General features: G+C 51.6%; 20 protein-coding genes. 15 read left to right on the top strand and 5 right to left on the bottom strand.

Annotated elements, in window-relative coordinates; all coding sequences use genetic code 11:
• Positions 1–117: 117 nt before the first annotated feature.
• Positions 118–1419 carry a phytoene desaturase family protein gene (locus PAEVO_RS29950; protein WP_100541120.1) on the top strand — a complete coding sequence of 434 codons (1302 nt, stop codon included), beginning with the start codon at positions 118–120 and terminating at the stop codon, positions 1417–1419.
• Positions 1397–2269, top strand: a complete 873-nt coding sequence (locus tag PAEVO_RS29945) for an RNA polymerase sigma-70 factor (protein WP_165789779.1) — start codon at positions 1397–1399, stop codon at positions 2267–2269. Before PAEVO_RS29950 ends, PAEVO_RS29945 begins: the two co-directional genes overlap by 23 nt.
• A 186-nt stretch (positions 2270–2455) precedes the next feature.
• Here PAEVO_RS29945 and PAEVO_RS29940 read toward each other — a convergent pair whose 3' ends face one another.
• The 3 genes from PAEVO_RS29940 to PAEVO_RS29930 all read right to left on the bottom strand — a co-directional run bounded on the left by PAEVO_RS29940 (position 2456) and on the right by PAEVO_RS29930 (position 5282).
• A complete protein-coding gene (locus PAEVO_RS29940; protein ID WP_100541118.1) occupies positions 2456–3391 on the bottom strand; it encodes an SDR family oxidoreductase in 936 nt (311 codons plus the stop codon).
• Positions 3388–4485 carry a mannonate dehydratase gene (uxuA, locus tag PAEVO_RS29935; RefSeq protein WP_100541117.1) on the bottom strand — a complete coding sequence of 366 codons (1098 nt, stop codon included), beginning with the start codon at positions 4483–4485 and terminating at the stop codon, positions 3388–3390. The genes PAEVO_RS29940 and uxuA overlap by 4 nt, the downstream gene beginning before the upstream one ends.
• Before the next feature lie 119 nt (positions 4486–4604).
• A complete protein-coding gene (locus PAEVO_RS29930) occupies positions 4605–5282 on the bottom strand; it encodes a GntR family transcriptional regulator (protein ID WP_100541116.1) in 678 nt (225 codons plus the stop codon).
• A gap of 87 nt (positions 5283–5369) precedes the next feature.
• On the opposite strand from PAEVO_RS29930, the gene uxaC reads away from it, so the two are divergent.
• The 9 genes from uxaC to PAEVO_RS29885 all read left to right on the top strand — a co-directional run bounded on the left by uxaC (position 5370) and on the right by PAEVO_RS29885 (position 18260).
• Positions 5370–6773, top strand: coding sequence for a glucuronate isomerase (uxaC, locus tag PAEVO_RS29925; protein ID WP_100541115.1), 1404 nt, complete (start codon positions 5370–5372; stop codon positions 6771–6773).
• Between the two features lie 112 nt (positions 6774–6885).
• Complete coding sequence (locus PAEVO_RS29920) at positions 6886–8493, top strand: response regulator transcription factor (RefSeq protein ID WP_100541114.1); 1608 nt, start codon at positions 6886–6888, stop codon at positions 8491–8493.
• Positions 8490–10232, top strand: a complete 1743-nt coding sequence (locus PAEVO_RS29915) for a sensor histidine kinase (RefSeq protein ID WP_100541113.1) — start codon at positions 8490–8492, stop codon at positions 10230–10232. The genes PAEVO_RS29920 and PAEVO_RS29915 overlap by 4 nt, the downstream gene beginning before the upstream one ends.
• 240 nt (positions 10233–10472) lie before the next feature.
• Positions 10473–12161 (top strand): ABC transporter substrate-binding protein, encoded by a 1689-nt coding sequence (locus PAEVO_RS29910; RefSeq protein WP_100541112.1) that lies wholly within the window; start codon positions 10473–10475, stop codon positions 12159–12161.
• Positions 12162–12253: 92 nt separating this feature from the next.
• Entirely contained in the window at positions 12254–13294 is a 1041-nt protein-coding gene (locus PAEVO_RS29905; RefSeq protein WP_100541111.1) for an ABC transporter permease, read from the top strand.
• A 52-nt stretch (positions 13295–13346) separates the two neighbouring features.
• Positions 13347–14282, top strand: coding sequence for a carbohydrate ABC transporter permease (locus tag PAEVO_RS29900; protein WP_100541110.1), 936 nt, complete (start codon positions 13347–13349; stop codon positions 14280–14282).
• Between the two features lie 88 nt (positions 14283–14370).
• Positions 14371–15387 carry an endo-1,4-beta-xylanase gene (locus tag PAEVO_RS29895; RefSeq protein ID WP_100541109.1) on the top strand — a complete coding sequence of 339 codons (1017 nt, stop codon included), beginning with the start codon at positions 14371–14373 and terminating at the stop codon, positions 15385–15387.
• Between the two features lie 43 nt (positions 15388–15430).
• A complete protein-coding gene (locus PAEVO_RS29890; RefSeq protein WP_100541108.1) occupies positions 15431–17515 on the top strand; it encodes an alpha-glucuronidase family glycosyl hydrolase in 2085 nt (694 codons plus the stop codon).
• Between the two features lie 211 nt (positions 17516–17726).
• On the top strand, positions 17727–18260 hold the full coding sequence (locus PAEVO_RS29885; RefSeq protein ID WP_100541107.1) for a hypothetical protein: 534 nt from the start codon (positions 17727–17729) through the stop codon (positions 18258–18260).
• Positions 18261–18503: 243 nt separating this feature from the next.
• Here PAEVO_RS29885 and PAEVO_RS29880 read toward each other — a convergent pair whose 3' ends face one another.
• A complete protein-coding gene (locus PAEVO_RS29880; RefSeq protein WP_100541106.1) occupies positions 18504–19607 on the bottom strand; it encodes a HAMP domain-containing sensor histidine kinase in 1104 nt (367 codons plus the stop codon).
• The gene (locus PAEVO_RS29875) at positions 19600–20298 is read right to left on the bottom strand and encodes a response regulator transcription factor (protein WP_100541105.1); all 699 of its coding nucleotides are present in this window, start codon (positions 20296–20298) and stop codon (positions 19600–19602) included. The genes PAEVO_RS29880 and PAEVO_RS29875 overlap by 8 nt, the downstream gene beginning before the upstream one ends.
• Positions 20299–20509: 211 nt before the next feature.
• Here PAEVO_RS29875 and PAEVO_RS29870 point away from each other — a divergent pair, with 211 nt between their 5' ends.
• The 4 genes from PAEVO_RS29870 to PAEVO_RS29855 all read left to right on the top strand — a co-directional run bounded on the left by PAEVO_RS29870 (position 20510) and on the right by PAEVO_RS29855 (position 24520).
• Positions 20510–20833 carry a metal-sensitive transcriptional regulator gene (locus tag PAEVO_RS29870; RefSeq protein WP_100541104.1) on the top strand — a complete coding sequence of 108 codons (324 nt, stop codon included), beginning with the start codon at positions 20510–20512 and terminating at the stop codon, positions 20831–20833.
• Between the two features lie 289 nt (positions 20834–21122).
• The gene (locus tag PAEVO_RS29865; RefSeq protein WP_100541103.1) at positions 21123–21323 is read left to right on the top strand and encodes a cation transporter; all 201 of its coding nucleotides are present in this window, start codon (positions 21123–21125) and stop codon (positions 21321–21323) included.
• Between the two features lie 36 nt (positions 21324–21359).
• The gene (locus PAEVO_RS29860) at positions 21360–23792 is read left to right on the top strand and encodes a heavy metal translocating P-type ATPase (RefSeq protein WP_100541102.1); all 2433 of its coding nucleotides are present in this window, start codon (positions 21360–21362) and stop codon (positions 23790–23792) included.
• A gap of 86 nt (positions 23793–23878) precedes the next feature.
• A complete protein-coding gene (locus tag PAEVO_RS29855) occupies positions 23879–24520 on the top strand; it encodes an NAD(P)/FAD-dependent oxidoreductase (RefSeq protein WP_100541101.1) in 642 nt (213 codons plus the stop codon).
• Positions 24521–25059: the final 539 nt, after the last annotated feature.

The following is a 25059-nucleotide window of genomic DNA, read 5'->3' as shown; positions in this document are numbered from 1 at the left end:
TATGTAGGAATTCCGAAATCATGATGATATGAATTTTCGGATTTGAGCTTCATTCCTGTCACATCCCGATGCCCTCCCCCGTCATACCTGTATAAAACGAAAAAGGGATGATGAGGGATGCTAAAATATGACGTAGCCATTGTAGGTGGAGGCGTAGCTGGCTTAACAGCTGCAATCTATGCGGCAAGAGCCGGGAAGCAAACGATACTCGTTGAAAAACAGGAGCGTTTAGGTGGTCGGGCCATGACCCATAAGAAGAAGGGAGCCTACTTCAATCTGGGCGGGCATGCCTTATATCATGGAGATGCCCTTTCAACCTTTCGCGAATTAGGGCTCCAATTGCCGGGGGGTCAACCTTCGATTGACGGGTACGGGATCTGGAAAGGAAAACTTAGTCCGTTACCCATGGGCGTGAAATCCCTATTCACCACCCCTCTATTAACCTGGAAGGGCAAGATGGAGCTCGGTGCCTGGCTTGCGAAACTAGGTAAACTGGATACACAGCTGTACGATAACATAAGTGTGCGCGAATGGATTGAAGGTAACGTGCAGGATCCCATGGTGCGAAATTTATTCTATTCGTTATTGCGTACAGCGAGTTATGTGGTAGCCCCTGACCTGCAGGCTGCCGGTCCTGTACTGCAGCAGCTTAAGCATGCGCTGAAGGGCGTGTTGTATCTGGATCGGGGCTGGGGGGCCATGGTCGATGAATTAAAACAAAAGGCTCTGGAGCAGGGAGTCCAAATCGTCACGAAGAATAAAGTCATTTCGGTTGAGCATCACGAGGGAAAGGTACGGCACGTCCTTTGCGGTGATGGCATGAAAATAGAAGCCAACCACATTATTCTTACCACGCCGCCAGCTGTCGCTCACGAACTGGTGCCCCATGCAGAAGAAACCGCCCTTCATACTTGGAAGGAGCAGGCGGTCGAAGTGACAGCGGCCTGCTTGGATGTAGCCCTGCGTCGTCTTCCGGAACCGAAGCAGCAGTTTGTGTACGGCCTCGATCAAACCGTCTTTCTCTCGAATCAGTCCCGTGCGGCTTACCTGAGTGATGATGGGGCACAAGTCATAACCTTGCTTAAGTATCAGGGCAAGGAGAAGGATGCAAGAAGGGATTTGCAGGAATTAGAAGAAACCTTAGACTTGGTGCAGCCGGGTTGGCGCAGCGAGCTCGTTGAGAAGCAATACCTTCCTAACATTACGGTCTGCCACGATTTTATGCACGTGAACCGCCAAGAGAATCCGGGTCCAGCCGTCCCGGAAATCATTGGGCTATATGTAGCGGGAGAATGGGCAGCGCATGGCGAACTCTTGGTTGATGCTGCAACCGCAAGCGCCAAGCGGGCTGTACAGCATATACTCTCGCTTGAAAGTGAGGAAAGGATCCCGAATGATGAGCACAGAGTCATTGTATAAAACCTATCGATCCGCTCTCTTCTCGTTAGCTTACCGAATGCTGGGAAGTGTGATGGATGCGGAAGATATCGTACAGGAGGCCTTCATCAGCTATAATCAATTGCCCCATCCCGAAGAAATCCGTAATGAGAGAGCGTTTCTGTACAAAATTGTAACGAATCGTTGCTTGGATCTGCTGCGCTCTTCTGCCAAAAAGCGCGAGCTGTACGTTGGCCCCTGGCTGCCGGAACCCCTGATCGAGAATATGGCGTCAGAGACGGACCCATCTCATATCGTTGAGCAGCAAGAGTCGATTTCTACAGCGTACCTGTTACTCCTTCAGCAGCTCAACGCGGTGGAAAGAGCCGTTTTTCTTCTGCGTGAGATTTTCCACTATTCTTATGACGAAATTGCTGAAATCCTGGGAAAAAACAGTGCCAATTGCCGTCAAATCTTCCGCCGTGCGAAGGGCAGCATTCATTTTGATCCTGATCAGAGTCCATCGATTTCGATGGCGGAGGCGCAAATCAAAGAATTTGTGGACTCCCTCTTACAGGGGAACACGAATAAGCTGCTGGAGCTGCTAAGCGAAAAAGTCGTGTTCTACTCGGACGGCGGCGGTAAAGTCAGAGCGGCGCAAATTCCTGTGGTTGGAGTCCATAAAGTGATCCACTTGCATTTGAGCCTGCTTAAAATGTATGAAGGACAATATGTGTACTCTTATCTTACCGTCAATGGTCTGCCGGGAATGCGGATCCAGTTAGATCACGGTGTCCAATTTATTTATTCTTTTGCCTTTAAGAACCATCGAATCGAAACGATTTATAGTGTTGCGAATCCGGATAAGCTCAGACATATTCAGTTACCGTAGACAAAAAAAGCAGGGCCGGTTTAAGATCATGGATCTTAAGTCGGCCCTGCTGCTGTATCAGGTTAAGGAATGAACAGGAGACTCCCCTAATGGAGGTCATTTCAGCATTTCACCTGCTTAGTCATAGCTTTATATGACCCAGCCAGTCAAGCTTTTGACGCCAACTGGCTGTTGCATAGTAATCCGTCATACGCCGGAATAAGCCATGAAGCCGCCGTCTACGGGAATCACCGTTCCCGTGACGAATCCGGAGGTCTGATCATCCACGAGCCAGAGCAGGGTGCCGAGCAGATCCTCCGGCACACCGAACCGTCTCATGGGGGTATGGGAGATGATTTTATGAGAGCGCTCGGTTAATGAACCGTCGCTATGGGTCAGCAGATTGCGGTTCTGCTCGGTCAGGAAGAAGCCTGGCGCGATCGCGTTCACGCGAATGCCGGATTCCGCGAGATGCACGGACAGCCACTGCGTAAAGTTGTTGATGGCTGCTTTGGCTGCACTGTAAGCCGGAACCTTGGTCATCGGGCTAGGTGCGCTCATGGACGAGATATTCAGCACGACGGCCCCGGGACGCCCCAGCATCCCTTCCGCAAAGATTTGCGTCGGTATGAGCGTGCCGATGAAGTTCAAATCGAATACGCTGCGGAAGCCCGGCACGCTTAACCCGAAGAAGGTGGTCAGATCCGGCTGCCCCACATCCTCCGGACGGAAAATTTCGTTGGTTGTATTCGCGTCTTTCCGGTTGCCGCCGGCTCCGTTAATCAGGATATCGCAGGGTCCGAAAGACTCACGCACAGCTTTCTCGGCTTGTCGGACGCTTTCCGTATCCGTTACATCGCAGGGAACGGCAATCGCCGTTCCGCCGGCGGCCGTAATTTCATCCGCCACCTGCTGCCCTTTCTCGGCCGTACGATTCAAGACGGCGATCTTGGCACCTTGCCGGCCCAACTCCAAAGCCATTGCCCGGCACAGCACCCCGGAGCCGCCCGTGATGACAACCGTCTTCCCGTTTAATGACGGATGAATGGGAAGAGATAGGGCCCCTTGCGGCGTGGATTCATGAGAAGCTCCACTCGATCCGGGTTCAGATGAACCCGCTGCATGTTGATTTACCTCACTCATTGAACAGCCTCCTTCAACTGAGCTGCGCTTCCTGCACGCTCCCGGCTGTAAGCGTCCCACAGCCCCCAGAGATACATGATGCCTAAGGCGCGGTCATACAGACCGTAACCCGGACGGCACTGCTCACCCCAAATATGCCGCCCGTGGTCGGGTCTTACATATCCGGTGAAACCGTTGTCATGATAGGCCTGCACGATGCCGGAAATATCGACGGTACCGTCCTCGGTACGATGGGACGTTTCGATGAAATCGCCGTTCTCGTAGACGCGTACATTCCGGATATGCGCAAATGGAATCCGGTCATGGAACTCATGGATCATGGAGACGATGTCATTGTCCGGATTGGCGCCAAGCGAACCGCTGCACAGGGTCAAGCTGTTAGCCGGGCTATCATATAGCTTGAGGAATCTCCGCAGATTCTCCTGGCTGGTAATGACCCGTGGCAGACCGAAGATCGGCCATGGCGGATCATCCGGGTGAATGGCCATTCGGATGCCGTTCTTCTCGGCAGCCGGGATGACGGCGCTTAAGAAATATTCGAGGTTGCGCCACAGATCGTCCTCGGTAACGCCGCGGTATGCTTCGAACAGGGAGGTCAGATGCGCCAAACGTTCCGGCTCCCAGCCTGGCATCGTAAGCGTGCTGTTTCGGTTGATCGTCTGTACCAGCTCCATCGGATCAATGCCGTGGATCTTGGCCTTCTCGAAGAAGAGCGCCGTCGAACCATCAGGCGTCTGTTTATGAAGATCGGTTCTAGCCCAGTCAAACACCGGCATGAAATTGTAGCAGATGACTTTGACGCCGACCTGGCCTAATTTCTCAATCGTCCGGATGTAGTTGGCTATGTACTGATCCCGTGAGGGAAGTCCAAGCTTGATATCCTCATGCACATTCACGCTTTCCACGACGTCAATATGAAGCCCGAACGCTTTGGCTTGGTCCGCAATTTCCTCAATTCGATCCATCGGCCATTCCTCGCCGACGGGAATATCGTGAAGTGCCCATACGATGCCCTCCACGCCGGGGATTTGTCTAATCTGATCCAGCGAGACCGTATCGTTGCCCTCGCCAAACCATCTGAATACCATGCGCATTTCTTCACCGCCTTTACAAGTTTAAGGAGTTAACGCAAAGCTGATGGAAATTTTGCAGTTACGAGTGCACCGCCAAGCTGGAAGCCTGCGAACGGATAAAGCCATCCGTCGGCATAGGCTTATTTAAAATAATCGGGATGCTTCTCTTTCAGCACGGCCAGATTGGAGATGATCAGGCTGAGATGTGCCTGCATTTCCCGTTCGGCATGATCGGCGTCATGACGTGAAATCGCGTCCGCGATCTCCCGATGCTGCTCGTACAGGTTGGTCCAATTCGGATCCGCGGACAGCCATAACATCCGGCTCCGGTTCAGATGAGCGTTCATCTGCTGCAGCACGTTCCAAGTGCCGACCTTGCGGCAGCCTTCGAACAAAATACGGTGGAAGGCCTCATCCAGCTCAAACATATGCTTGCCGTCATGCTTCTCGATGCTCTCGCGCTGCTCGGACAGATTTCGCTCCAGCTCGGCGAGTTTGTCCTCGGGGAAGCTTTCGCAGGCAAGCCGGACTACGGCTTTCTCCAACTGTTCACGCATGAAGCGCGCTTCCTCGACGAGCTCCGAATCGATGAGCGAAACGCGCGTGCCCCGCTGGGGAAGCACAACCACAAGGTCTTCCTGGGCCAGGCGGACGAAGCTTTCCCGCACCGGCGTCCGGCTGACCTCGAAGGATAGGGAAACCTCCTTCTCGGACAGAGCCGTTCCCGGCGGGAGCTCCAGACTGACAATCTGCTGCTTAAGCCGGGAGTACACGATATTTCCGGCCGAACCCGGCTGTAATCGCAAAGATTCTACCACTGCATCACCTCCTAATGTATTCCATACTACCATACTTGTATGGTAGTATGGAACTGAAAATCTAAATAAGAATCGGAGGGCAATCACATGAGCCGTTTGGACACGGAAAATCTGCTGCTAAACAGCAACAGCGCGAAGAAACTCTTTTATGATTATGCGGAAGGGATGCCGATATTCGATTATCACAACCATCTAAACCCGAAGGATATTGCCACCAACCGACAGTTCGATAACCTGACGGAACTATGGCTGGAGGGAGATCACTACAAGTGGAGGGCAATGCGCTGGCTTGGCGTCGACGAAGAGCTGATTACCGGCAGCGCAAGCGCCGAAGCGAAGTTTATGGCTTGGGCGGAATGCGTTCCGCGATTGGTTGGCAATCCGCTCTATCACTGGACCCATCTGGAGCTGACCCGTTACTTCGGGATTCAGGAGCGGTTGACCGCGGAGAATGCCAAGGAGATCTGGGACGCTTGCAATGAGAAGCTGAAGGCTCCTGCCTTGCGGGCAGGCGGAATTCTGGAAAAATTCAAAGTCAAAGTGGCCTGCACGACAGATGATCCCGTTGATTCGCTGGAGTTTCATCGTGCCATTCGCGATCATGGGGAGCTGTCCACCGTCGTTGCCCCTGCATTCCGTCCGGATCGGGTGCTGGATATCACGAACCCGGACTTCACCTCCTATGTGGAGACTTTAGGAACGACGGCCAGTTTAGCCGTGGATACCTATCAAGGGCTGCTGGATGCACTGCAAGAACGGATTCAGTATTTCCACGATCATGGCTGCCGCCTGTCGGATCACGGCTTTGGCGCGTTTCCTTGCGAACAAGCCGATGAAAAAGAGGTTGCGGACATTTACGGCAAAGCGATCAGCGGTGGCAGCTTAACACCCCTTGAGGAACGGAAATATCGCACCTACACCTTGCTTAAGCTCGGAGAAATGTACCACGCCAAGGGCTGGACCATGCAGCTGCACATTGGAGCGATCCGGAACAATAATGCGCGCATGTTCGCGAAGCTCGGCAAGGACAGCGGGTATGACTCGATTCTCGATTTTCATCTGGCGGAAAGCTTGAACGGATTTCTGAGCAGGCTCGACAGAAACGATCAGCTGCCGAAGACCATTGTGTACAGCCTGTATTCTTCTCATTACGAAATGATCGCTACCACGATCGGGAATTTCCAGTCCGCTGGTGTCGAGGGCAAGCTTCAGCTCGGTTCCGCTTGGTGGTTCCACGATCAGAAGGAAGGGATGCTGAAGCAACTCACCGCGTTGTCTTCCATGGGGCTGATCAGCACCTTTGTGGGCATGCTGACCGATTCCAGGAGCTTTATGTCGTTTCCGAGGCATGAGTATTTCCGCAGAGTGCTGTGCCGCCTGTTCGGGGACTGGATCAAGGAAGGGGAACTGCCCGCGGATTATGAATATATCGGTGCCATTATCCAGGATATTTGCTACCACAATGCCGAGCGCTATTTTCAAATCCATTGACAATTCCGTGCGGAGCATGAACAATAGACTTACTATATGAAAGCGTTTGCTGGTGGATGGATAGAAGATCTGTGACAGGCAGATGTGCACGAATAGGCGAGGGGGACATACCGTGCAATGGAACCGGGCGATATTGGTGGATGACGAGGTGTTTACGCGCAAAGGGCTCCTGAAGCTGATTGATTGGGAAGCCTGCGGCTTTCAAATTGTGGATGAAGCGGATAACGGAGAAGATGCGCTGGAACTGATTGAACGGCTTCAGCCGGATGTGGTCATTACCGATATCCGTATGCCGGTGCTGGATGGACTCGAGCTGATCAGGCGTGTCGTTACGGACGATATGGTGAAGCCGTATTTCATTATTGTAAGCGGATACGATGATTTTAACTATGCCCAGCAGGCTGTTCGTTACGGCGTGCATGATTTCATTCTGAAACCGATTGACGAGACGGAATTCAGCCATGCGCTGGTACGGCTCAGCGAACGGCTGGAGTCAGACCGCGAGGCTCGCGTGCGAGAAGAGAGGCTGTTGTCCGGAGCCTTGATGGAATCGCTCATTATAGGGGAAGCCGATGAGACGCTGCTATACGAATGGGAGCAACGCCTTGAGCTCCTGCCGGGAGATCGTCTGTTCTATGTCTTTGTCGAACGGAATGACCATCCGCTGGCTTCGGCTAACGACAATGACGGGGGCAGAGGCGAATTCAAGGACAGGGTGGAAGCGGCCCTTCTTGCGATCTCGAATGGGGAACAGCCCTTCTATCTGCATGAGCACCGTAATCGAATCGGCATCATCGTTCCGGGGAGCATCCTGCAATCGTTCCAGGGGTGTCAGCGGGGATTTGCTAGGCGCATTCAGCAATCACTCGCCGATTCGGAGCAAGAACGAATCTTCGTCTATTTCGGCCGGCCGGTTTCGACACTTTCCCTCATTCAGGACGCCTACGAAACGGCCAAGGAAGCGCTCCTATACAAGTACATCTATGATGAGAGCGGCATGGTGATCCATGAGGAAGCCTCGGTGCATGATCTGCAATATATCGGGCTGGAGGAGCGTCTTTACCAGCAGCTGCTGGAGCAGATCGAGGAGCTGCATTTCGAGAAGCTGGAGGGGACGATTCGCTCGCTGTTCGAATCCTTTCAGGAGCAGCTGTATGCTCCCGAAGCGGTGAAGACGGCGATCAACCAATGCGTGCTGGGCGTGGTCCGGGTGCTCAGCAGCATGGATGGGGATCAAAGCCGGCTGTCCAGTCTGGAGCCGATGACCGAGTGGCATGACCGAAACTTGTCGCTCCATGGGCTGAAGCGGTTGTTTACGGATTTTGCGATTGAAAGCGCGAACTATATCGCGCAGCTTCGCAAGGAGCAGCACAAGGGCGGAATCCAGAAGATCCGGGCTTACATTGAGGCCCATTATCATGAGAACATCAGTCTGAAGGGCATTGCAGGGAAATTCTATATGAACCCGGTTTACCTGGGACAACTGTTCAAAAAGGCGTACGGTATGTACTTTAATGATTTCCTGCTGCAGCTGCGCGTGAACGAAGCGAAGAGACTGCTGCGCCAGACGGATCTGCGCATCTATGAGGTGGCGGAGCGGGTCGGCTTCGGCAATCCGGACTATTTCGTTACGCAATTCGAGAAGATGGAACGGATGACGCCAAGCGAGTACCGGAGCCGCTTGATGAGGGAGGCCGCGTCCGAAGGGACGAATGCATGAAGCCGAGCCTAAATAATGTCCGTCTGCGGGACAAGATGCTGCTATTGTATTTCCTGGCTGTATTTTTACCGATCCTGATTACCAACCTCATCTTCTACAACGTGACATCCGGCAGCGTGAGGGAGCAGCGGATCCAGGATATAACCGTAGCGCTGGAGCAGATGAAGAACGAGTTCCGCCGAGAAGTCGAGGATGCTCTGGAGATCTCCTCGGTCTTCTACACGGACGTTCAATTGAACGAGATCGTGGAGACGGTGTACGATCATCCGGCCGATTATATCGAGGCTTACGATACCTATCTCCGCCGCATTTTGAACTCGGGCAGCGCCGTGTACAATTCGGTCAGCGAGATTACGGTATACGTGGACAATCCGACCCTGCTGTATTCCGGCGGCATTAATTATATCGATGGCCAGGTGAAGGAAGAGGCTTGGTACAAGGCGATCGCGGGCAAGAACGTTACCCAGCCGATCGTGATGCGCACGGGCAACAACGGCCAATTGGACAGCTTCAGCATCATCCGGAGCATGAATTATTTCAGCTCGCAGGATGACCATACCAAGTATCTCAAGATTGATATGCGGATGTCCTCAATCCGTCAGATCATGAGCAATCTGAATGTGCAGGGCAAAGTATACCTGCTGAGCGGCGCCGGGAATATTGAATATACCACGGATCCCAAGGTCGATATCATGCAGGGCTCCGTACCGTACAGCAGCATCGCACATGGTGAGAAGTTTCTGGAGTTTCATACCGATACGTTCACGACCAACAATCTGAACACCTGGACGATCATGGCGGTGACGCCGGAGGATGTAGTGCTGCGTGACGTGCATCAGTCCTTGCGGTTCGTCATTGTGCTGACCTGCCTCAATTTCCTGCTTCCGAGCCTGGTGATTGTCTGGATCAGCCGGTCCCTGAACGTACGTCTGGTACGGATACTCAAACATATGAAAAAGGTCAAGAACCAAAATTACGACACGATCCAAGAGGCTGAAGCACGTGACGAGATCGGTCAGCTGACGGGTGAATTCAACCGGATGACCCTGCAGCTTGAGAGCCTGATCAATGACGTGTACGTAGCGGATATCCAGAAGAAGAACTTGGAGCTGCAGCGGAGGCACGCGCAATTAAATGCCCTGCAGAGCCAGATTAATCCGCACTTCCTCTTTAACGCTTTGGAGACGATCCGCATGCGCAGCCTGATGAAGGATGAGGATGAGACGGCAAAAATCATTCATAATATGGCGAAGATCTTCCGCAATTCGCTCGTTTGGAAAAAAGACATGGTGACGCTCAAGGAAGAAGTGGAGTTTATCCATTGTTTCCTTGAGATCCAGAAATACCGGTTTGGCGACAAAATCGATTATTCGGTCCATGCGCCAGCCGAAGAGGGACACCTGCAAATACCGAAGATGGCCATCGTCACGTTTGTGGAGAATGCCAGCATTCACGGCATCGAGCCGATCAAACACGGGGGGCGCATTGAAGTTCAGATTGTGCGCGAGGGCCAATCCCTAATCTGTACCATCCAAGATAACGGGGCAGGCATGTCCGCGGAGAAGGTAGAACGCATCCGCCGTTATCTGAATACCGAGGACGAGATGGGCGAGCGGATCGGCATTCAGAATGTCATATACCGGTTGAAGCTGTACTACGGCAGCCGGTTCCGGTTTGACATCGACAGCTCGCCCGGACAAGGCACCCGGGTCAGGCTGTCCATCCCCATCGAAACATAACGACGGCAAATCCTGCTTGGCATTCCGATTCGGAGTGACTACAGCAGGATTTGTTCGTTAGTCGGCAGGAGTCCAGCAGGAAGGCTGCGGAGCTGGAAGCTGCCATTTTTCACAACAAAAGAAACGGTTCTATAGTTTTCTAAGTATCACCTAAAGATTGACGGGTGAAAATCGCTCATGAGCTCTCTTATAATGAAAGTGCTTACAAATTAACGAGACCGAAAGGGGTAGGTCAAGAGCATGAACAAGAAATTTTGGCTGAGCTGTCTGACCGTGGTCATGATGGTATCGCTTCTAGCAGCTTGCGGCGGCGGTAAAGATAATGCAGCGGAAACCACACCGGCTGCTGGCGGCGAAGGCGAGAAGAAAGAAGAGAAGGTCACCTTCACGTATTTCAACGCAGCAGCAGGTAAAGACAAAAATACGAACGAAACCATCATCGGTAAAATTTTCGAAGACCAAACCGGCGTGAACTTTAAAATGGAGCATTTGGTAGGGGACGAGAACACGAAGGTAGGAACCTTCATTGCCAGTAACGATTACCCCGACGTCATCGTGCCGGGGAACTCGATCGACAAGCTGGTAGGCGCTGGAGCCTTCATCCCGCTGAATGACCTGATCGATAAGTACGGTCCCAATATCAAGCGTGTGTACGAGCCGTATTATAACCTCATGAAGGCCGAGGACGGCAACATCTACTTCCTGCCGCTGAGCGCGGTGGTAGGGGAATACACATCGGCTCCCAACATTGAACAGGGCGCATTCTGGATCCAACGCCGCGTCCTGAAGGAAGCGGGTTATCCGAAAATCAAGACCTTCGACGAGTACCTGGCCCTGATCCGCGACTACGTGAAGAAACATCCGGAGGAAGGCTTGACCGGATATCTGGCGCTGACGACGCAGGATAAATTTTTTGCTCTGACCAATGCCCCGATGCATTTGGCCGGCTATCCGAACGATGGCGGGATCATCATCGACATGGAGACTCACGTAGCGAATGATTACGCGGACGACGACATTACGAAGCGGTACCTGCAAGAGCTGAACAAGCTGAATGCGGAAGGCCTGTTCGATAAATCCTCTTTCGTGGACAACTATGATCAATACCTTGCCAAACTGACTTCCGGTAAGGTGCTCGGCTTCTTCGATTACAGATGGCAGGTAGGCCAAGCGATGAACAACCTGCGCGAAACAGCCAATAAATCGGGTAACGACGATCTCGAATACATGGCGCTGCCGATCGTATACGATGAGAATACCAAGGATCAGTATCTGGATCCGCCATCCTTTGTAAACAACCGCGGCGTAGGAATCTCCGTCAGCGCGAAGGACCCGGAACGCATTGTGAAGTATTTCAATAACCTGCTGACGGACGAGAACCAGATTCTGTCGAACTGGGGCATCAAGGACGAGACGTATTCCGTAGATGAGAACGGCCGCTTCTACCGTACGGAAGAGCAGATTGCACAGACCAATACGGAAGCCTTCCGCGAGTCGTTCGGTTTCAAGTACTTTGAATACAACTGGCCTCGTTACGGCAACGGTTCTACGCTTCCTGACGGTAATTCCGTGGGTGCGGGACGCCAGCCTGAGGTTGCCAAAATGTCCTACTCCGAACCGGACAAGACATTGCTTGAAGCATACGACATCGATTCCTTCTCGCAATTGTTTGCGGCACCGGACGATCGTCCTTGGTACCCGGCTTGGAGCATTCCGATCGATCAGGGCTCGCCGGCCCAAATCTTCACGCAGAAGAAAAGCGATTTGCAGCGCAAATACTTCCCGAAACTGGTTCTTGCCAGCCCTGCAGAGTTTGACCGTATCTGGAACGAATACGTGGGCGAGTTCGGCAAGCTGGACGTGAAGGGATACGAGGATCTGATCACCGAGGAAGTAGCCAAGAAAATCGCAAATGCCCAAGGACAATAATAGATGAAGGAGAGGCGAACAAGGGCGGACCGCCGAAATGGCCGAGATCCGTCCCTCCTCTTCTAGGGCCTGGATAGGAAGGAGAAGAAACCGTGGATAAAGCGAACCCGATTGGACCTGCAGAGACTACGGCGTTACGCGAAACGCCGGCGGTATCGAAAGGTTTCTTCAATAAACAACGGAAAAACGATACTGAATTAAACAATAGACCGCCAACAGGCGAAAAAAGCTTCTTCCAGAAGCTGCTGCGACAGAAGGCGCTGGTCTTCATGTCGATTCCTTTTTTGATATGGTTGTTTGTCTTTAAGTACATGCCTTTATGGGGCTGGACGATCGCTTTTCAGGATTTTAAACCGGCCAAGAAGATTTTCGATCAGGAATGGGTGGGCTTGCAGCATTTTGCTTTCCTGTTTCAGGACGAACACTTCCTTCGGGTCATGCGCAACACGCTCGCCATGAGTTTCATTAATCTCGTCTTGGGGTTTGTTACGGCGATTGTGTTAGCGATCCTGCTCAATGAGCTCCGTAATTTGATGTTTAAGCGGGTCGTGCAGACGATCAGTTATTTGCCCCATTTCATCTCTTGGGTTGTGGCTGCGAGCATTATTTCGACAGCCCTGTCGGCAGACGGCGGGATAATCAATGAACTCCTCATGTGGTTCGGGATCATTAAGGAACCGATCCTATGGCTTGGGGAAGGGGAATATTTCTGGGGAATACTCGGTGTTTCGGAGGTATGGAAGAATGTCGGCTGGAACACCATTATATATTTGGCAGCCATGACGATGATCGATCCCTCGCAGTACGAGGCGGCGGAAATCGATGGCGCCGGACGCTTTCAACGGATCTGGAACATTACCTTGCCGGGTCTGAAACCGGTATTCATCATCCTGCTGATCATGAATATCGGAAACCTGCTCGAATCCGGTTTTGAACCGCAATATTTGCTTGGTAACGGCATGAACGTGGATTATTCCGAGAACCTGGATATTTTCGTGCTCAAATATGGTATTCAGATGGGCAACTTCTCGCTCTCGATCGCAGCCGGCATGTTCAAGACGGTCGTCAGCTTCATACTCTTGTTCACGGCTAACCATATCGCGAAGAGACTTGGCGAAGATCGATTGTTCTAAGCGAAAGCTTGCGAGGGCCGTTCTCTATCAGAAAACGTACAGGAGGATTCATATGGCGAAGACATCAGATTCACCACGAGCTCATGCCCGGTTCAAGTCTCCTGCGGACCGGATATTCGATACCTTTAACATTTTGTTCATGATCTGTCTCATGATTATCACGTTGTACCCGTTCATTAATACGCTCGCAGTATCCTTCAACAATGCGACGGATTCGGTGAAAGGCGGCATTTATCTATGGCCGCGAGATTTCACGTGGGAGAATTACAAATATGTGTTTAACGAAGCGACGATCTTTCAGGCGACCTTCATCTCGGTTCTGCGTACGGTGATCGGAACGATCACCTCGGTATTCTGCTGTGCCATGGTCGCCTATACGATCAGCCGACCGGAATATGTGCTGCGCAAATTCGTATCGATTGCTTTCATCCTGACGATGTATTTCAGCGGCGGTTTAATTCCGAACTTCCTGTTGATTCGCGAATTGGGCATGCTGGGCACCTTCTCGGTGTACATCATTCCGGGCCTGATCGGCGTGTTTAACGTGATTGTCATTCGTTCCTTCATTGAAGGACTGCCGGAGGGAATTCTGGAATCGGCCCGGATCGACGGCGCTGGCGAGTTCACGACTTTCATGAAAATCGTGCTTCCGCTGTGCGTGCCCGTGCTTGCTACGGTATCGCTGTTTACGGCGGTATCCCAGTGGAACTCCTGGTTTGACGTATTCTTATACAATTCCTCATACAGCGAATTAAGCACCCTTCAGTATGAGCTGATGAAAATACTCCAGAATTCGAACTCCTCGATGAACTCGGGCAACGACTATGCAAGCCAGTTTGCTAGCTCCGAGAGCGGCGCGAATCAGGTTACGCCGACCTCTATTCGGGCAACGATGACCATTGTGGCCAGCGTGCCAATCATTCTCGTGTATCCGTTCCTGCAAAAATACTTCGTGCAAGGGATGACCCTTGGCGGCGTGAAAGGTTAATCTGCAGGAACTGCTACCGCTGCTGGTGTCATCACGATCATAAACCATCAATACATGCTGTTATCTCTAATTCAAGGAGGGACTGGAAGTGTCCAACACGCATCGAAATGAACCGAGGCTTAAGGAAATGTTCGCGGATGACTTTCTCATCGGAGCGGCTGTGAACCCGCGGACAATCGAAACGCAGGAGGAACTGCTATCGTACCATTTCAACAGCATTACAGCGGAAAATGAAATGAAGTTTGTCAGCGTGCATCCGGCGGAGGATACGTATACGTTCGAGGACGCGGACCGGCTTGCCGCCTTCGCCCGCAAGCATGGAATGAAGATGCGCGGCCATACGCTGGTATGGCATAACCAAACGACCGACTGGCTGTTCGAGGACAAGAACGGGAGCCTGGTGGATAAAGCTACGCTGTACGCACGGCTAAAGTCGCATACCGACACGGTCGTGAAGCGATACAAGGACGATATTTACGCCTGGGACGTCGTCAACGAGGTAATCTCCGATGAAGGTGCCGAACTTCTTCGTCCGTCCAAATGGCTGGACATTGCGGGTCCCGATTTTATCTCCAAGGCATTTGAGTATGCTCATGAAGCCGATCCGTCGGCCCTCTTGTTCTATAACGATTACAATGAGTCTCATCCGAACAAGCGGGACAAAATCCATACGCTGGTCAAGTCGCTGCTGGATCAAGGAACGCCGATCCATGGCGTAGGCTTGCAGGCGCACTGGAATCTGTACGACCCGGGTCTTGACGATATCCGGGCGGCGATCGAGAAGTACGCGTCGCTCGGCCTGCAGCTCCAGCTTACGGAGCTCGATGTGTCGATGTTCCGGTTTGACGACAAGCGGAAGGATCTGACCGAAGCGCCGGAAGAGCTTCTGGAGGCTCAGGCTAAGCGGTATGAGGCGATGTTCGGCATTCTGAAGGAGTACCGGGGTCATATTACGTCCGTTACCTTCTGGGGCGCAGCCGACGATTACACTTGGCTGGACGATTTCCCGGTACGGGGGCGAAAGAATTGGCCCTTCCTGTTTGATGAGCGGCATCAGCCGAAACCGGCGTTTAACCGATTGGTCGAGAGTACAGCCAAGGTGTAATCCGTCTTGGCTCGGATCACGGTCGAAGAAGGAGGAACTGACATTGAACAGTACTTTATATAAAGCTTGGCTGCAGTATGCGCCCGTGAAGGACCGCGAGCTTGCTGCCGGATACGGCAGGCTGCTCGGCACGATTGTTGCGGACCTTCAGCAGTCGCGGGTTGCAAACGCGGCCATGGAGGAACTGAAGAGGGCGTGCCAATCCATGCTCGGTATCGTACCGGTCATCACGTCCGAGGCACCGGCTTCGTCCTATCTTGAGGTTCGCATTCATGCGGCTTCAGCCGAACAGGGCATGGGGGATGGGGTCGGCTCAGGCGGGGATAAGGGCCAGGTGGCAGCCCGGCTAGGCGCAGAAGGCTTTCAGCTGGAGCATTCAATTCAAGGGCAGCAGGAGAAGCTGGTACTGACTGGTGGATCCGGTAAAGGCGTATTATATGGGGTGTTTCATTTATTGAGATTGCTGGCCTCCCACCAACCGTTAACCGGACTGAAGGTGACCGAGCAGCCAGTGAACGGACTGCGGATGATCAATCAATGGGACAATGCCGACGGCTCGGTGGAACGCGGGTACTCGGGCCACTCGATTTTTTACGAAAATGGACGGTTCACCGAAAACCTGGATCGGGTAAGAGACTACGCCCGCCTGTTGGCTTCCGTGGGCATGAATGCCATCTCCATTAATAACGTCAATGTGCACGAGATCGAGACGAAATTCATTACTGCGGAATATTTGCCGACGATTGCGAAGGTCGCGGATATCTTCCGGGATTATGGCATGACATTGTACTTGAGCATTAACTTTGCGGCTCCGCTGCATATCGGCGGCGTGTCCACCTCCGACCCGCTGAACGAAGAGGTTCGGCAGTGGTGGAAGGACACGGCGGATGAGATTTACGATCATATCCCGGACTTCGGCGGCTTCCTGGTGAAGGCGGATTCGGAGCACCGCCCCGGCCCGTTTGCCTATGGGCGGGACCATGCCGATGGCGCCAATATGCTGGCCGAGGCACTGGAGCCGCACGGCGGGCTCGTCATCTGGCGCTGCTTCGTCTACAACTGCATGCAGGATTGGCGCGACCGCAGCACGGACCGAGCGCGGGCGGCCTATGATCATTTTACCCCGCTGGACGGCAGGTTTAAGGACAATGTGCTGCTGCAGATCAAGAACGGGCCGATGGACTTTCAAGTTCGGGAACCGGTGTCCCCGTTGTTCGGCAGCATGAGAGAGACCAATCAAGTGCTGGAGTTTCAGGTCGCCCAGGAGTATACAGGCCAGCAGCGTCACGTATGCTATTTGGTGCCGCAGTGGAAAGAGGTGCTGGATTTCGATACCTGCGCGAATGGATCCGGGTCCGAGGTGAAGAAGATTGTCAACGGTTCCCTGCACGGCATGAAATACAGCGGGATTGCCGCCGTTTCCAACATCGGAAATGATGAGAACTGGACGGGTCACACCTTGGCGCAGGCGAATCTGTATGGCTTCGGACGCCTGATCTGGGATCCGGACTTGTCCTCGGAGAGGATCGCGGAAGAATGGACGAGGTTAACCTTCGGCAATGTTGCACCGGTGGTCGACACGGTATGCAACATGCTGATGCAATCGTGGCCGATCTATGAAAGCTACACCTCCCCGCTCGGGGTGGGCTGGATGATTACGCCGCATACGCATTATGGCCCGGATGTCGACGGCTATGAATATTCAAGGTGGGGTACGTACCATTTTGCCGATCGGGACGGGATGGGCGTCGATCGCACGGTGGCGACAGGCACGGGTTATACCGCACAGTATTTCGAGCCGAATAAGGCTCGATATGATTCGCTGGCGGATTGTCCTGACGAGCTGCTGCTGTTCTTCCATCATGTGCCGTATTCCCATGTGTTGAAATCCGGTAAAACGGTGATTCAGCATATTTATGACTCACATTTTGCCGGGGCGCAGGCAGCGGCTGGACTGCTCGACGCATGGACCTCGCTAGAGGATAAAGTCGATCCGGTGCGTTTCATTCAAGTAACCGAGCGCCTGGCCGATCAGGCTGAGCATGCGAAGCATTGGCGAGATGTGATCAACACGTACTTCTTCCGTAAATCCGGCGTGCCGGATGAGCAGGGGCGGACGATTTACTAAGTTCATATTATAACTGGACGTGGAAATTAGGGGATGCCCCATCAGATGTTGGATCTGATGGGGCATCCTTTTTTTTATGGATGGATACTTTTCGAATGCCGAATCTTTGTGTGAGCATGTACTTTTGATGCACGCCCAGGTAGAAATAGTGCCCTTTATAAAGCATTATATGGTAAAATATTGGAAAAAAACTCTAGAGGAGGAGGATTACATGGTTAGATACTTCTGCTTGTTGATAGTATTGATCCTGGTCTTAGGAGGCTGTAACGGCGGCGGTGAGCCAACGGAGAAGTTTACCAAAGAAGACATGGGGATCGTGCGCATAGATAATGGCCAAAAGGTACACTACGGCATGAATCGTACGGATGCTGAAAAAGTGCTTGGCACGGGACAAGAGCATGCCAGGGGTGTATTTGACTACGATTTCGGGATCGCGGTGTTCTACAGAGATGATGCCGTTGTTGCGATCAGGATGGAGGAAGAATCGAAAGGTCATTATCAAACAACGCGCGGCGCTGAAATAGGAATGCAAATTGGCGAGATCAAGAAACGATATGGAGAATACGATCCATCACCATCCGATGACATCCTGGAGTATTTCTATGACAATAAGAAGGGGAAGTTCCTCGAGAAGAGTCCTAAAACAGAATCGTCGGATATTTTTATCTTTTCATCCATGTTCCATAAAGGGCAAGCGGACACCTTTCTGTTTCTTGATAGTTATTACGCGTCCTCCGGCAAATGATTCAAGACTTGGCGATGCTAGGATTCTGGAGATACGGTACGCACCGATCTGGAGGTTCGGGTTTGTACAATAGGATAAAATGGTTTGAGTAAAAAGAACGTATTCGTTATGTTAAATAACCCTGCTTCCTATTTTTGCTTTCCCAGTTCTATGTTCTTAAGGTTAGGGGAAACTAATTAAAAAAGAAGCAGGCTATTTCTAAAATTTTTCTTAAATAATTGAATCGTCGTTGCTGTACGAAGCCTATTGGCGGTCACTTCGGGGCAAACGCACCTCGAAGAGTGTGCGGATCATGCTGCTCTGTGCGGAAATGGTTCCACCATGCTGCTCCACAATGTTTTTGGTAATGAAGAGCCCGAGCCCCGTGCTTCCCGTTTGATGGCTTCGTGCCCGGTCGCCGGTGTAAAACATATCGAAAATATGCGGAAGCTCCTCAGGTTCAATACAATCCCCATAGTTGATGATTTGAACGACAACCTCATCGGCATCCACATATGCGTGAATGTCGATGAATTGGCCATCATTCCCATACCGGATCGCATTGGTGAGGAGATTCTCAAATACGCGCGCCAGTAAATCTCCATCTCCGCCTATAATCAGCTGCTCTGCAATGTTCATTCTGGAGGTAAGGCCGTTTTTTTCAAATATAGGATATAGTTCCTCGTTCAGTTGGTTGAGCAGCTCGCCGAGATCGATCATGTTCTTCTCAAGCTGGACCTTGCCGTAGTTCATTCGGGTGATTTCAAACAGCTCATCGATAAGTTTCTCCAAGCGTTGAGACTTGGTGTAAGCGATATGGGCATAATGCCTGGATTGCTCCGGAGTCAGCTGATTGTCTTTAAGAATGAAATCCAGATACCCGATAACGGAGGTCAGCGGTGTGCGCAAGTCATGGGCCAGGTTTAGAACCAGCTGATCCTTGCTGCTCTCAGCAGAGTCGCCCCGTTCTACCGCTTCCCGCAGGTTATCCATGGCTAAGTTAATATCTCGCCCAATCGTACCGAACTCATCTTTGGACGTAATATGGACCCGATCAATGAAATTGCCGGTTGCGAGCTGATGGATCCCCTTGGAGATCTCTTTGAAGTACTTTGCGTAAGGCTTGGTGAACAAGAAGAAAAACATGATGGCTAGCGGTACAAAAATAATTAAAAACGAGTTCACATCCCCAATTTCGTACCTCATGAAATATCGAATTCGAGTTAACGGATTCTCAAACAAAACTTCGGATCGATAGTACAGCTGGAGAGCTTTATAGATCCCAAAGGTAATAGCGCCGGATGCAAGCATACTGGCCATGAGCAGCAGAATCATTTTAGTCCGAAAGCTAAATATCATGTTAGACATGGATGGTATAACCTACTCCCCATACCGTCTTGATCAGTTTATGCTTGTTGGTATCTTCCCCGAGCTTTTTCCGCAGCGTACGAATATGCACCATCACCGTGTTTCTGCCTTCATAGTAGTCTTCGCCCCATACCTGCTGAAATATATGTTCGGCACTATGGACTTTTTTGGGATGCCTGGCGAGCAGATACAAGATATCAAATTCTTTTGGCGTCAATTCAATGGGCTTACCGTAGAGCTCGACCACTCGCTGATCCGGATAAATGACGGCGCCCCCGATCTCCACGATAGGTTTATTCACTTCCACTGCCGACTGACTCAACTGCTTGGTACGCCTGAGATGGGCGTTCACGCGAGCTACTAATTCCATGGGGTTGAACGGCTTGGTCATATAATCATCCGCCCCTCGCACCAATCCCTCGATTTTATCGAGGTCCGAAATTTTGGCACTGAGAAAAATAATAGGCAGTAAAAACTTTTCGCGAATTTGCCTTGTTACCTCATAGCCGTCGAGCTTGGGCATCATAATATCCAAAATAGCCAGATCAATCGGATACGTTTGAACCGCATGAATGGCATCCTGGCCATTGCGTGCCTTAATGCACTGGTAACCCTCTTTTTTTAAATGCAGCTCGATCAGGTCGGCAATCTCGGACTCATCATCCGCGATTAATATGGTGATACGGCTCATTATGTTCACTCCCGTAAAATGATGATTAACCTTTTGACCATGTTATATGAATCGTTCTAAAATCTCAATAATTGAATCGATCCCGCTGTACATCCGGCTATGGCTTCAATCTTTATTCCATAAGCTGGGCTTTATAGGGTGGGGGGCTATATGATATAATGGAAATAGGGTTAGAATAAGATGAAGTAACGTGATCAAGGGGGGAATGGGTATGACAATCGAGAACCATGTACATGATGCGTGCGCAGTAACCGGTGAACGGAAGAGCCATCATTCCGACAAAACGAAAAGCAATCTCGTCAGCCGGTTGAACCGGATTGAAGGACAGATTCGCGGTGTAAAGGGCTTAATTGAGAAGGATACGTACTGTGATGATGTATTAAACCAGATCTCCTCGATCCAGTCGGCCTTGAACGGCGTCAGCAAATTGCTGCTTGAGCATCATATGAAGAGCTGTGTGGTGGAACGCCTGCAGGAAGGTGACGACGATGTTATTACCGAGCTGTTAACAACCATGAACAAGTTAATGAAATAATGGAATTCCTGGCTGGAGACGGTCTGGTTATGATGAGTGTCCATGGAGCTGCCACCTTCTAAAGGTGGCAGTTGGTGTTTATTCAAGGTGAAGAATACCGCACGGTTAAGCGGTTAAAGCATAGCGGGGGACATTTTTTCAAAAAAAGTGAGAAAACCCATTGACTAAATATAGGGTAGGGGGGTATACTAACATCAAGAAACGAGCACAACCCGTTCAAAACTTATTCCGGGCATGCTTTTAGAAGGGCTGCTCACAATAAAACATAATCCAAAAGGAGAGATTGAACATGGAACAGGTAACCATAAAAGTAGAAGGTATGTCCTGCATGCATTGCGTGAATTCCATTGAAGGAGCTTTAAAGAATGAGAACATCGAGGGTCATGTGGACCTGAAGGCAGGCACGGTCTCCGTTAAATACGACGCAGGCCAAGTCAATTTGGATAAAATCAAAGAAATTATCGAGGAACAAGGATACAACGTAGTTTAACTAAACGGCACGAGGATGAAGAGGGGTGAGGAGAAGATGGGAGCAGAAGCAACAATGGAACAGAAGAAAACGTCGCTGCAGTTAACGGGTATGACATGTGCCGCCTGTGCGAATCGGATTGAGAAGGGTCTAAGCAAAATGGAGGGCGTCCAGGAAGCGAATGTGAATTTTGCGCTGGAAAAAGCGTCGGTTACATTTGATCCGAATGTGGTTTCCGTCCAGCAGATGGAAGAGAAAATTGAAAAGCTGGGTTACGGAACAGCAAAGGAAACCGTGGACCTGCAGCTGATTGGCATGTACTGTGCTGCCTGTGCTTCGAAAATCGAGAAAGTGGTAAGCAAGATGCCAGGTGTTAATCAGGCCAACGTCAATTTTGCATTGGAGACGGCCCGGGTGGAATTCAATCCCGCAGAGGTAAGCCTCAGCGATATTCAACAGCGTGTAGAGAAGCTTGGGTATCAGGCGGTTTCCAAACAGGAGACGCTTGATCAGGAAGGTCACCGCAAGGAGGCCATCACCAAGCAAAAGCGGAAGCTGCTCCTGTCGGCGATTCTGTCTCTGCCGCTGCTCTGGGCCATGGTGAGCCATTTCTCCTTCACCTCTTGGATCTGGATGCCGGATCTGTTTATGAACCCTTGGTTCCAGCTGATCTTGGCAACGCCGGTGCAGTTTTTTATCGGGAAACAGTTCTATGTGGGTGCCTATAAGGCTCTTCGCAACAAAAGCGCCAATATGGACGTTCTGGTCGCACTCGGTACGTCGGCAGCCTATTTCTACAGTCTGTATTTAACAATTGATTGGGCCGTTGCAGGAGCCAATGTACACCATGGGCCCGAAATGTACTATGAAACCAGTGCGGTGCTGATCACGCTGGTCATTATGGGGAAACTGTTCGAATCCCTGGCTAAAGGCCGTACGTCGGAGGCTATTAAAACCCTGATGGGCCTTCAAGCCAAAACGGCGCTGGTCGTTCGTGACGGTCAGGAGATGACCATTCCGGTGGAGCAGGTCCTGGTGGGTGATCTCGTATTGGTAAAGCCGGGTGAGAAAATCCCGGTGGACGGTAAAGTCGTGGAGGGCACGTCGGCGGTAGATGAGTCGATGCTGACAGGTGAAAGCATTCCGGTTGAGAAAAAAGCGGGCGATGCTGTTATCGGCGCCACCATAAACAAGAACGGACGCTTGACGCTGGAAGCGACGAAAGTGGGTAAGGAGACCGCTCTAGCCCAAATTATCAAGGTGGTTGAGGAAGCGCAAGGCTCCAAAGCTCCGATTCAGCGGGTAGCTGATGTCATCTCCGGCATTTTCGTTCCGATCGTGGTCGGCATTGCAATTGCTGCCTTCCTCGTGTGGTACTTCTGGGTAACGCCTGGTAATTTCGCTCAATCGTTAGAAATCGCTATTGCGATTCTGGTTATTGCTTGTCCGTGTGCGTTGGGTCTGGCTACACCGACCTCGATCATGGCGGGTTCGGGCCGCGCTGCAGAACTGGGTGTTCTGTTCAAGGGCGGAGAGCATCTGGAGTCCACCCATAAAATCGATACCATTATTCTGGATAAAACAGGGACGGTCACCAAAGGCAAACCCGAGTTGACCGATGTGGAAGTTCATAACTTTGATCAAGAGCGGTTCCTTCGTCTGGTCGGATCTGCTGAGAGGAGCTCCGAGCATCCGCTTGCTGAAGCGATTGTGGCCGGAATTGAGGCCAAAGGAACGCAGCTTCCGGCAGCTGAGCATTTTGAAGCCATTCCAGGCTATGGCATCCGTGCCAGCGTGGAAGGACACGAGGTGCTGGTCGGTACACGTAAGCTGATGGCACAGCATAACGTGCCGATAGATGCGATCCTCGGCAGAATGTCAGAGCTTGAAACCGAGGGCAAGACTGCCATGTTAACGGCTGTAGACGGCCAATATGCAGGTCTTGTGGCTGTGGCGGATACAATCAAGGAGACGTCCCGTGCTGCCGTAGCAAGATTGAAAGAAATGGGCATCGAAGTCATTATGATTACCGGTGACAATGAACGCACGGCACAGGCCATCGCGAAGCAGGTTGGTATCGACCATGTGCGGGCCGAGGTACTGCCGGAAGGCAAAGCGGAAGAAGTGAAGAAGCTCCAGCAGCAGGGCAAGAAGGTCGCCATGGTTGGCGACGGCATTAACGATGCGCCGGCACTTGCGGTTGCCGACATCGGCATGGCTATCGGTACAGGTACGGATGTGGCAATGGAAGCCGCTGACGTGACACTGATGAAGGGGGATCTGAACAGCATTCCGGATGCCATCTACATGAGCCGCAAGACGATGAGCAACATCCGTCAGAACCTCTTCTGGGCGCTGGGTTATAACTCGCTGGGCATTCCGATTGCCGCCATCGGTCTTCTGGCACCTTGGGTGGCCGGGGCCGCCATGGCACTGAGCTCCGTATCGGTTGTGCTGAATGCCCTTCGCCTGCAGCGGATGAAGGTATAACGGAAGCAAAGAGACCGTTCATATATAACGTGGATCAAACCTAGCAAGGAAACGATAATAAGGGCGACTTGATGGGAGTGTAGACATTGGCATCGCAAAAATTTGCAGTGACACCCGGCTTTGAGGTGGGCGGAACGCTGTTCCGCCCGGATCAGCTGGCGGTCTTGGGGTCTATCGTAGGCGAGGATGCCCGCATTGAGATGACAACCTTTAAGCAATTGTACGTGGAGATGGATGCAGATCGGGTGGTGGAAGCCAAGGCAAAGCTGGAAGCCGCCGGACTTCAGGTTCATCCCGCGGGCTTTGTCTCCAAGAGCCTGATCACCTGCAACTTCTGCCGGGGGGCGGAGGATTCGGGACTGGACGTTGCAAAGATGCTGGATGCAGTAATCGCCGATCATCCTGTACCCAATCCGCTAAAGATCGGTTACGCGGGCTGTGCGCTCGGCACCAGTGAACCGCTGCTGAAGGATATTGCTGTTATTAAGATGCGGAATACCTACGATATCTATGTAGGTGGAGAGCCGAGAGGGTTGAAGGCTGCTCTGGCCAAGCAACTGCATACGGATTTGACGCCGCAGCAGCTGGCTCCAATCATCCTGAAGCTGATCACTATCTATCAGGAGCATGGCAAGAAAAAAGAGAAGTTCTCGCGCTTCGTAGATCGCATGACGCTCGATCAACTGCGTCAACTCACACTGGATGCGCGGATGGATACGGCAGGATAATGACTTGGAAGGCATCACCTTAGGGTGGTGCCTTTTTTTATCACCAACGCGCGTATTAGGGATCTCCCATTTCGTGTGATTCCCTGTTTGGTGACGTAGTCGGCACCCGATGATTCGAATGCATCTGCCCCAGCCGCCATCGTCTCGTCCGATCGGAATGGGATTTATCCTAGCGCTGATCGCGCCCTACACTACCGGGAATAGCAGGGAAAGCTCGGCTCGCGCCGACTACGATACTTTAGAATATACCGGCTATTCCTCTTAACGGGATACGCCGAAACGAGGATGGATATACTTTCAAGAGCACCTGAGGTGCTCTTTTTTTCTATAGATAAAACGTGCTATCCATTGGAATCTTTGCTTGGTTCGATCAAGCGAGATCCACTCTGAGTGCATTTTGCCTTCACTGCTTGCGACGGTGGGAATAACAACCAGATCGGGCATTTTATCGTGGTTGACGAGCGATGTGCAAGGGTATACAATTTAGATTGTTAAAAGCTTTTAACTATTTAAATTTGTAATAAATGTGTAGACTTCGT

Source organism: Paenibacillus sp. GM2FR (genome assembly GCF_002803325.1).
GTDB classification, from domain to species: domain Bacteria; phylum Bacillota; class Bacilli; order Paenibacillales; family Paenibacillaceae; genus Paenibacillus_AQ; species Paenibacillus_AQ lautus.
Note: the sequence above shows the minus strand (reverse complement) of the source record. Positions and strands in the feature narration are given on the sequence as shown.

Excerpts from the sequence above, each read along its gene's own strand:
- PAEVO_RS29875 (WP_100541105.1), bottom strand. The coding sequence starts at position 20,298 with ATGAGCCGTATCACCATATTAATCGCGGATGATGAGTCCGAGATTGCC.
- PAEVO_RS29915 (WP_100541113.1), top strand. The coding sequence starts at position 8,490 with ATGAAGCCGAGCCTAAATAATGTCCGTCTGCGGGACAAGATGCTGCTA.
- PAEVO_RS29945 (WP_165789779.1), top strand. The coding sequence starts at position 1,397 with ATGAGCACAGAGTCATTGTATAAAACCTATCGATCCGCTCTCTTCTCG.
- PAEVO_RS29950 (WP_100541120.1), top strand. The coding sequence starts at position 118 with ATGCTAAAATATGACGTAGCCATTGTAGGTGGAGGCGTAGCTGGCTTA.
- uxuA (WP_100541117.1), bottom strand. The coding sequence starts at position 4,485 with ATGCGCATGGTATTCAGATGGTTTGGCGAGGGCAACGATACGGTCTCG.
- PAEVO_RS29910 (WP_100541112.1), top strand. The coding sequence starts at position 10,473 with ATGAACAAGAAATTTTGGCTGAGCTGTCTGACCGTGGTCATGATGGTA.
- PAEVO_RS29860 (WP_100541102.1), top strand. The coding sequence starts at position 21,360 with ATGGGAGCAGAAGCAACAATGGAACAGAAGAAAACGTCGCTGCAGTTA.
- PAEVO_RS29885 (WP_100541107.1), top strand. The coding sequence starts at position 17,727 with ATGGTTAGATACTTCTGCTTGTTGATAGTATTGATCCTGGTCTTAGGA.
- PAEVO_RS29865 (WP_100541103.1), top strand. The coding sequence starts at position 21,123 with ATGGAACAGGTAACCATAAAAGTAGAAGGTATGTCCTGCATGCATTGC.
- PAEVO_RS29940 (WP_100541118.1), bottom strand. The coding sequence starts at position 3,391 with ATGAGTGAGGTAAATCAACATGCAGCGGGTTCATCTGAACCCGGATCG.
- PAEVO_RS29900 (WP_100541110.1), top strand. The coding sequence starts at position 13,347 with ATGGCGAAGACATCAGATTCACCACGAGCTCATGCCCGGTTCAAGTCT.
- uxaC (WP_100541115.1), top strand. The coding sequence starts at position 5,370 with ATGAGCCGTTTGGACACGGAAAATCTGCTGCTAAACAGCAACAGCGCG.
- PAEVO_RS29870 (WP_100541104.1), top strand. The coding sequence starts at position 20,510 with ATGACAATCGAGAACCATGTACATGATGCGTGCGCAGTAACCGGTGAA.
- PAEVO_RS29880 (WP_100541106.1), bottom strand. The coding sequence starts at position 19,607 with ATGTCTAACATGATATTTAGCTTTCGGACTAAAATGATTCTGCTGCTC.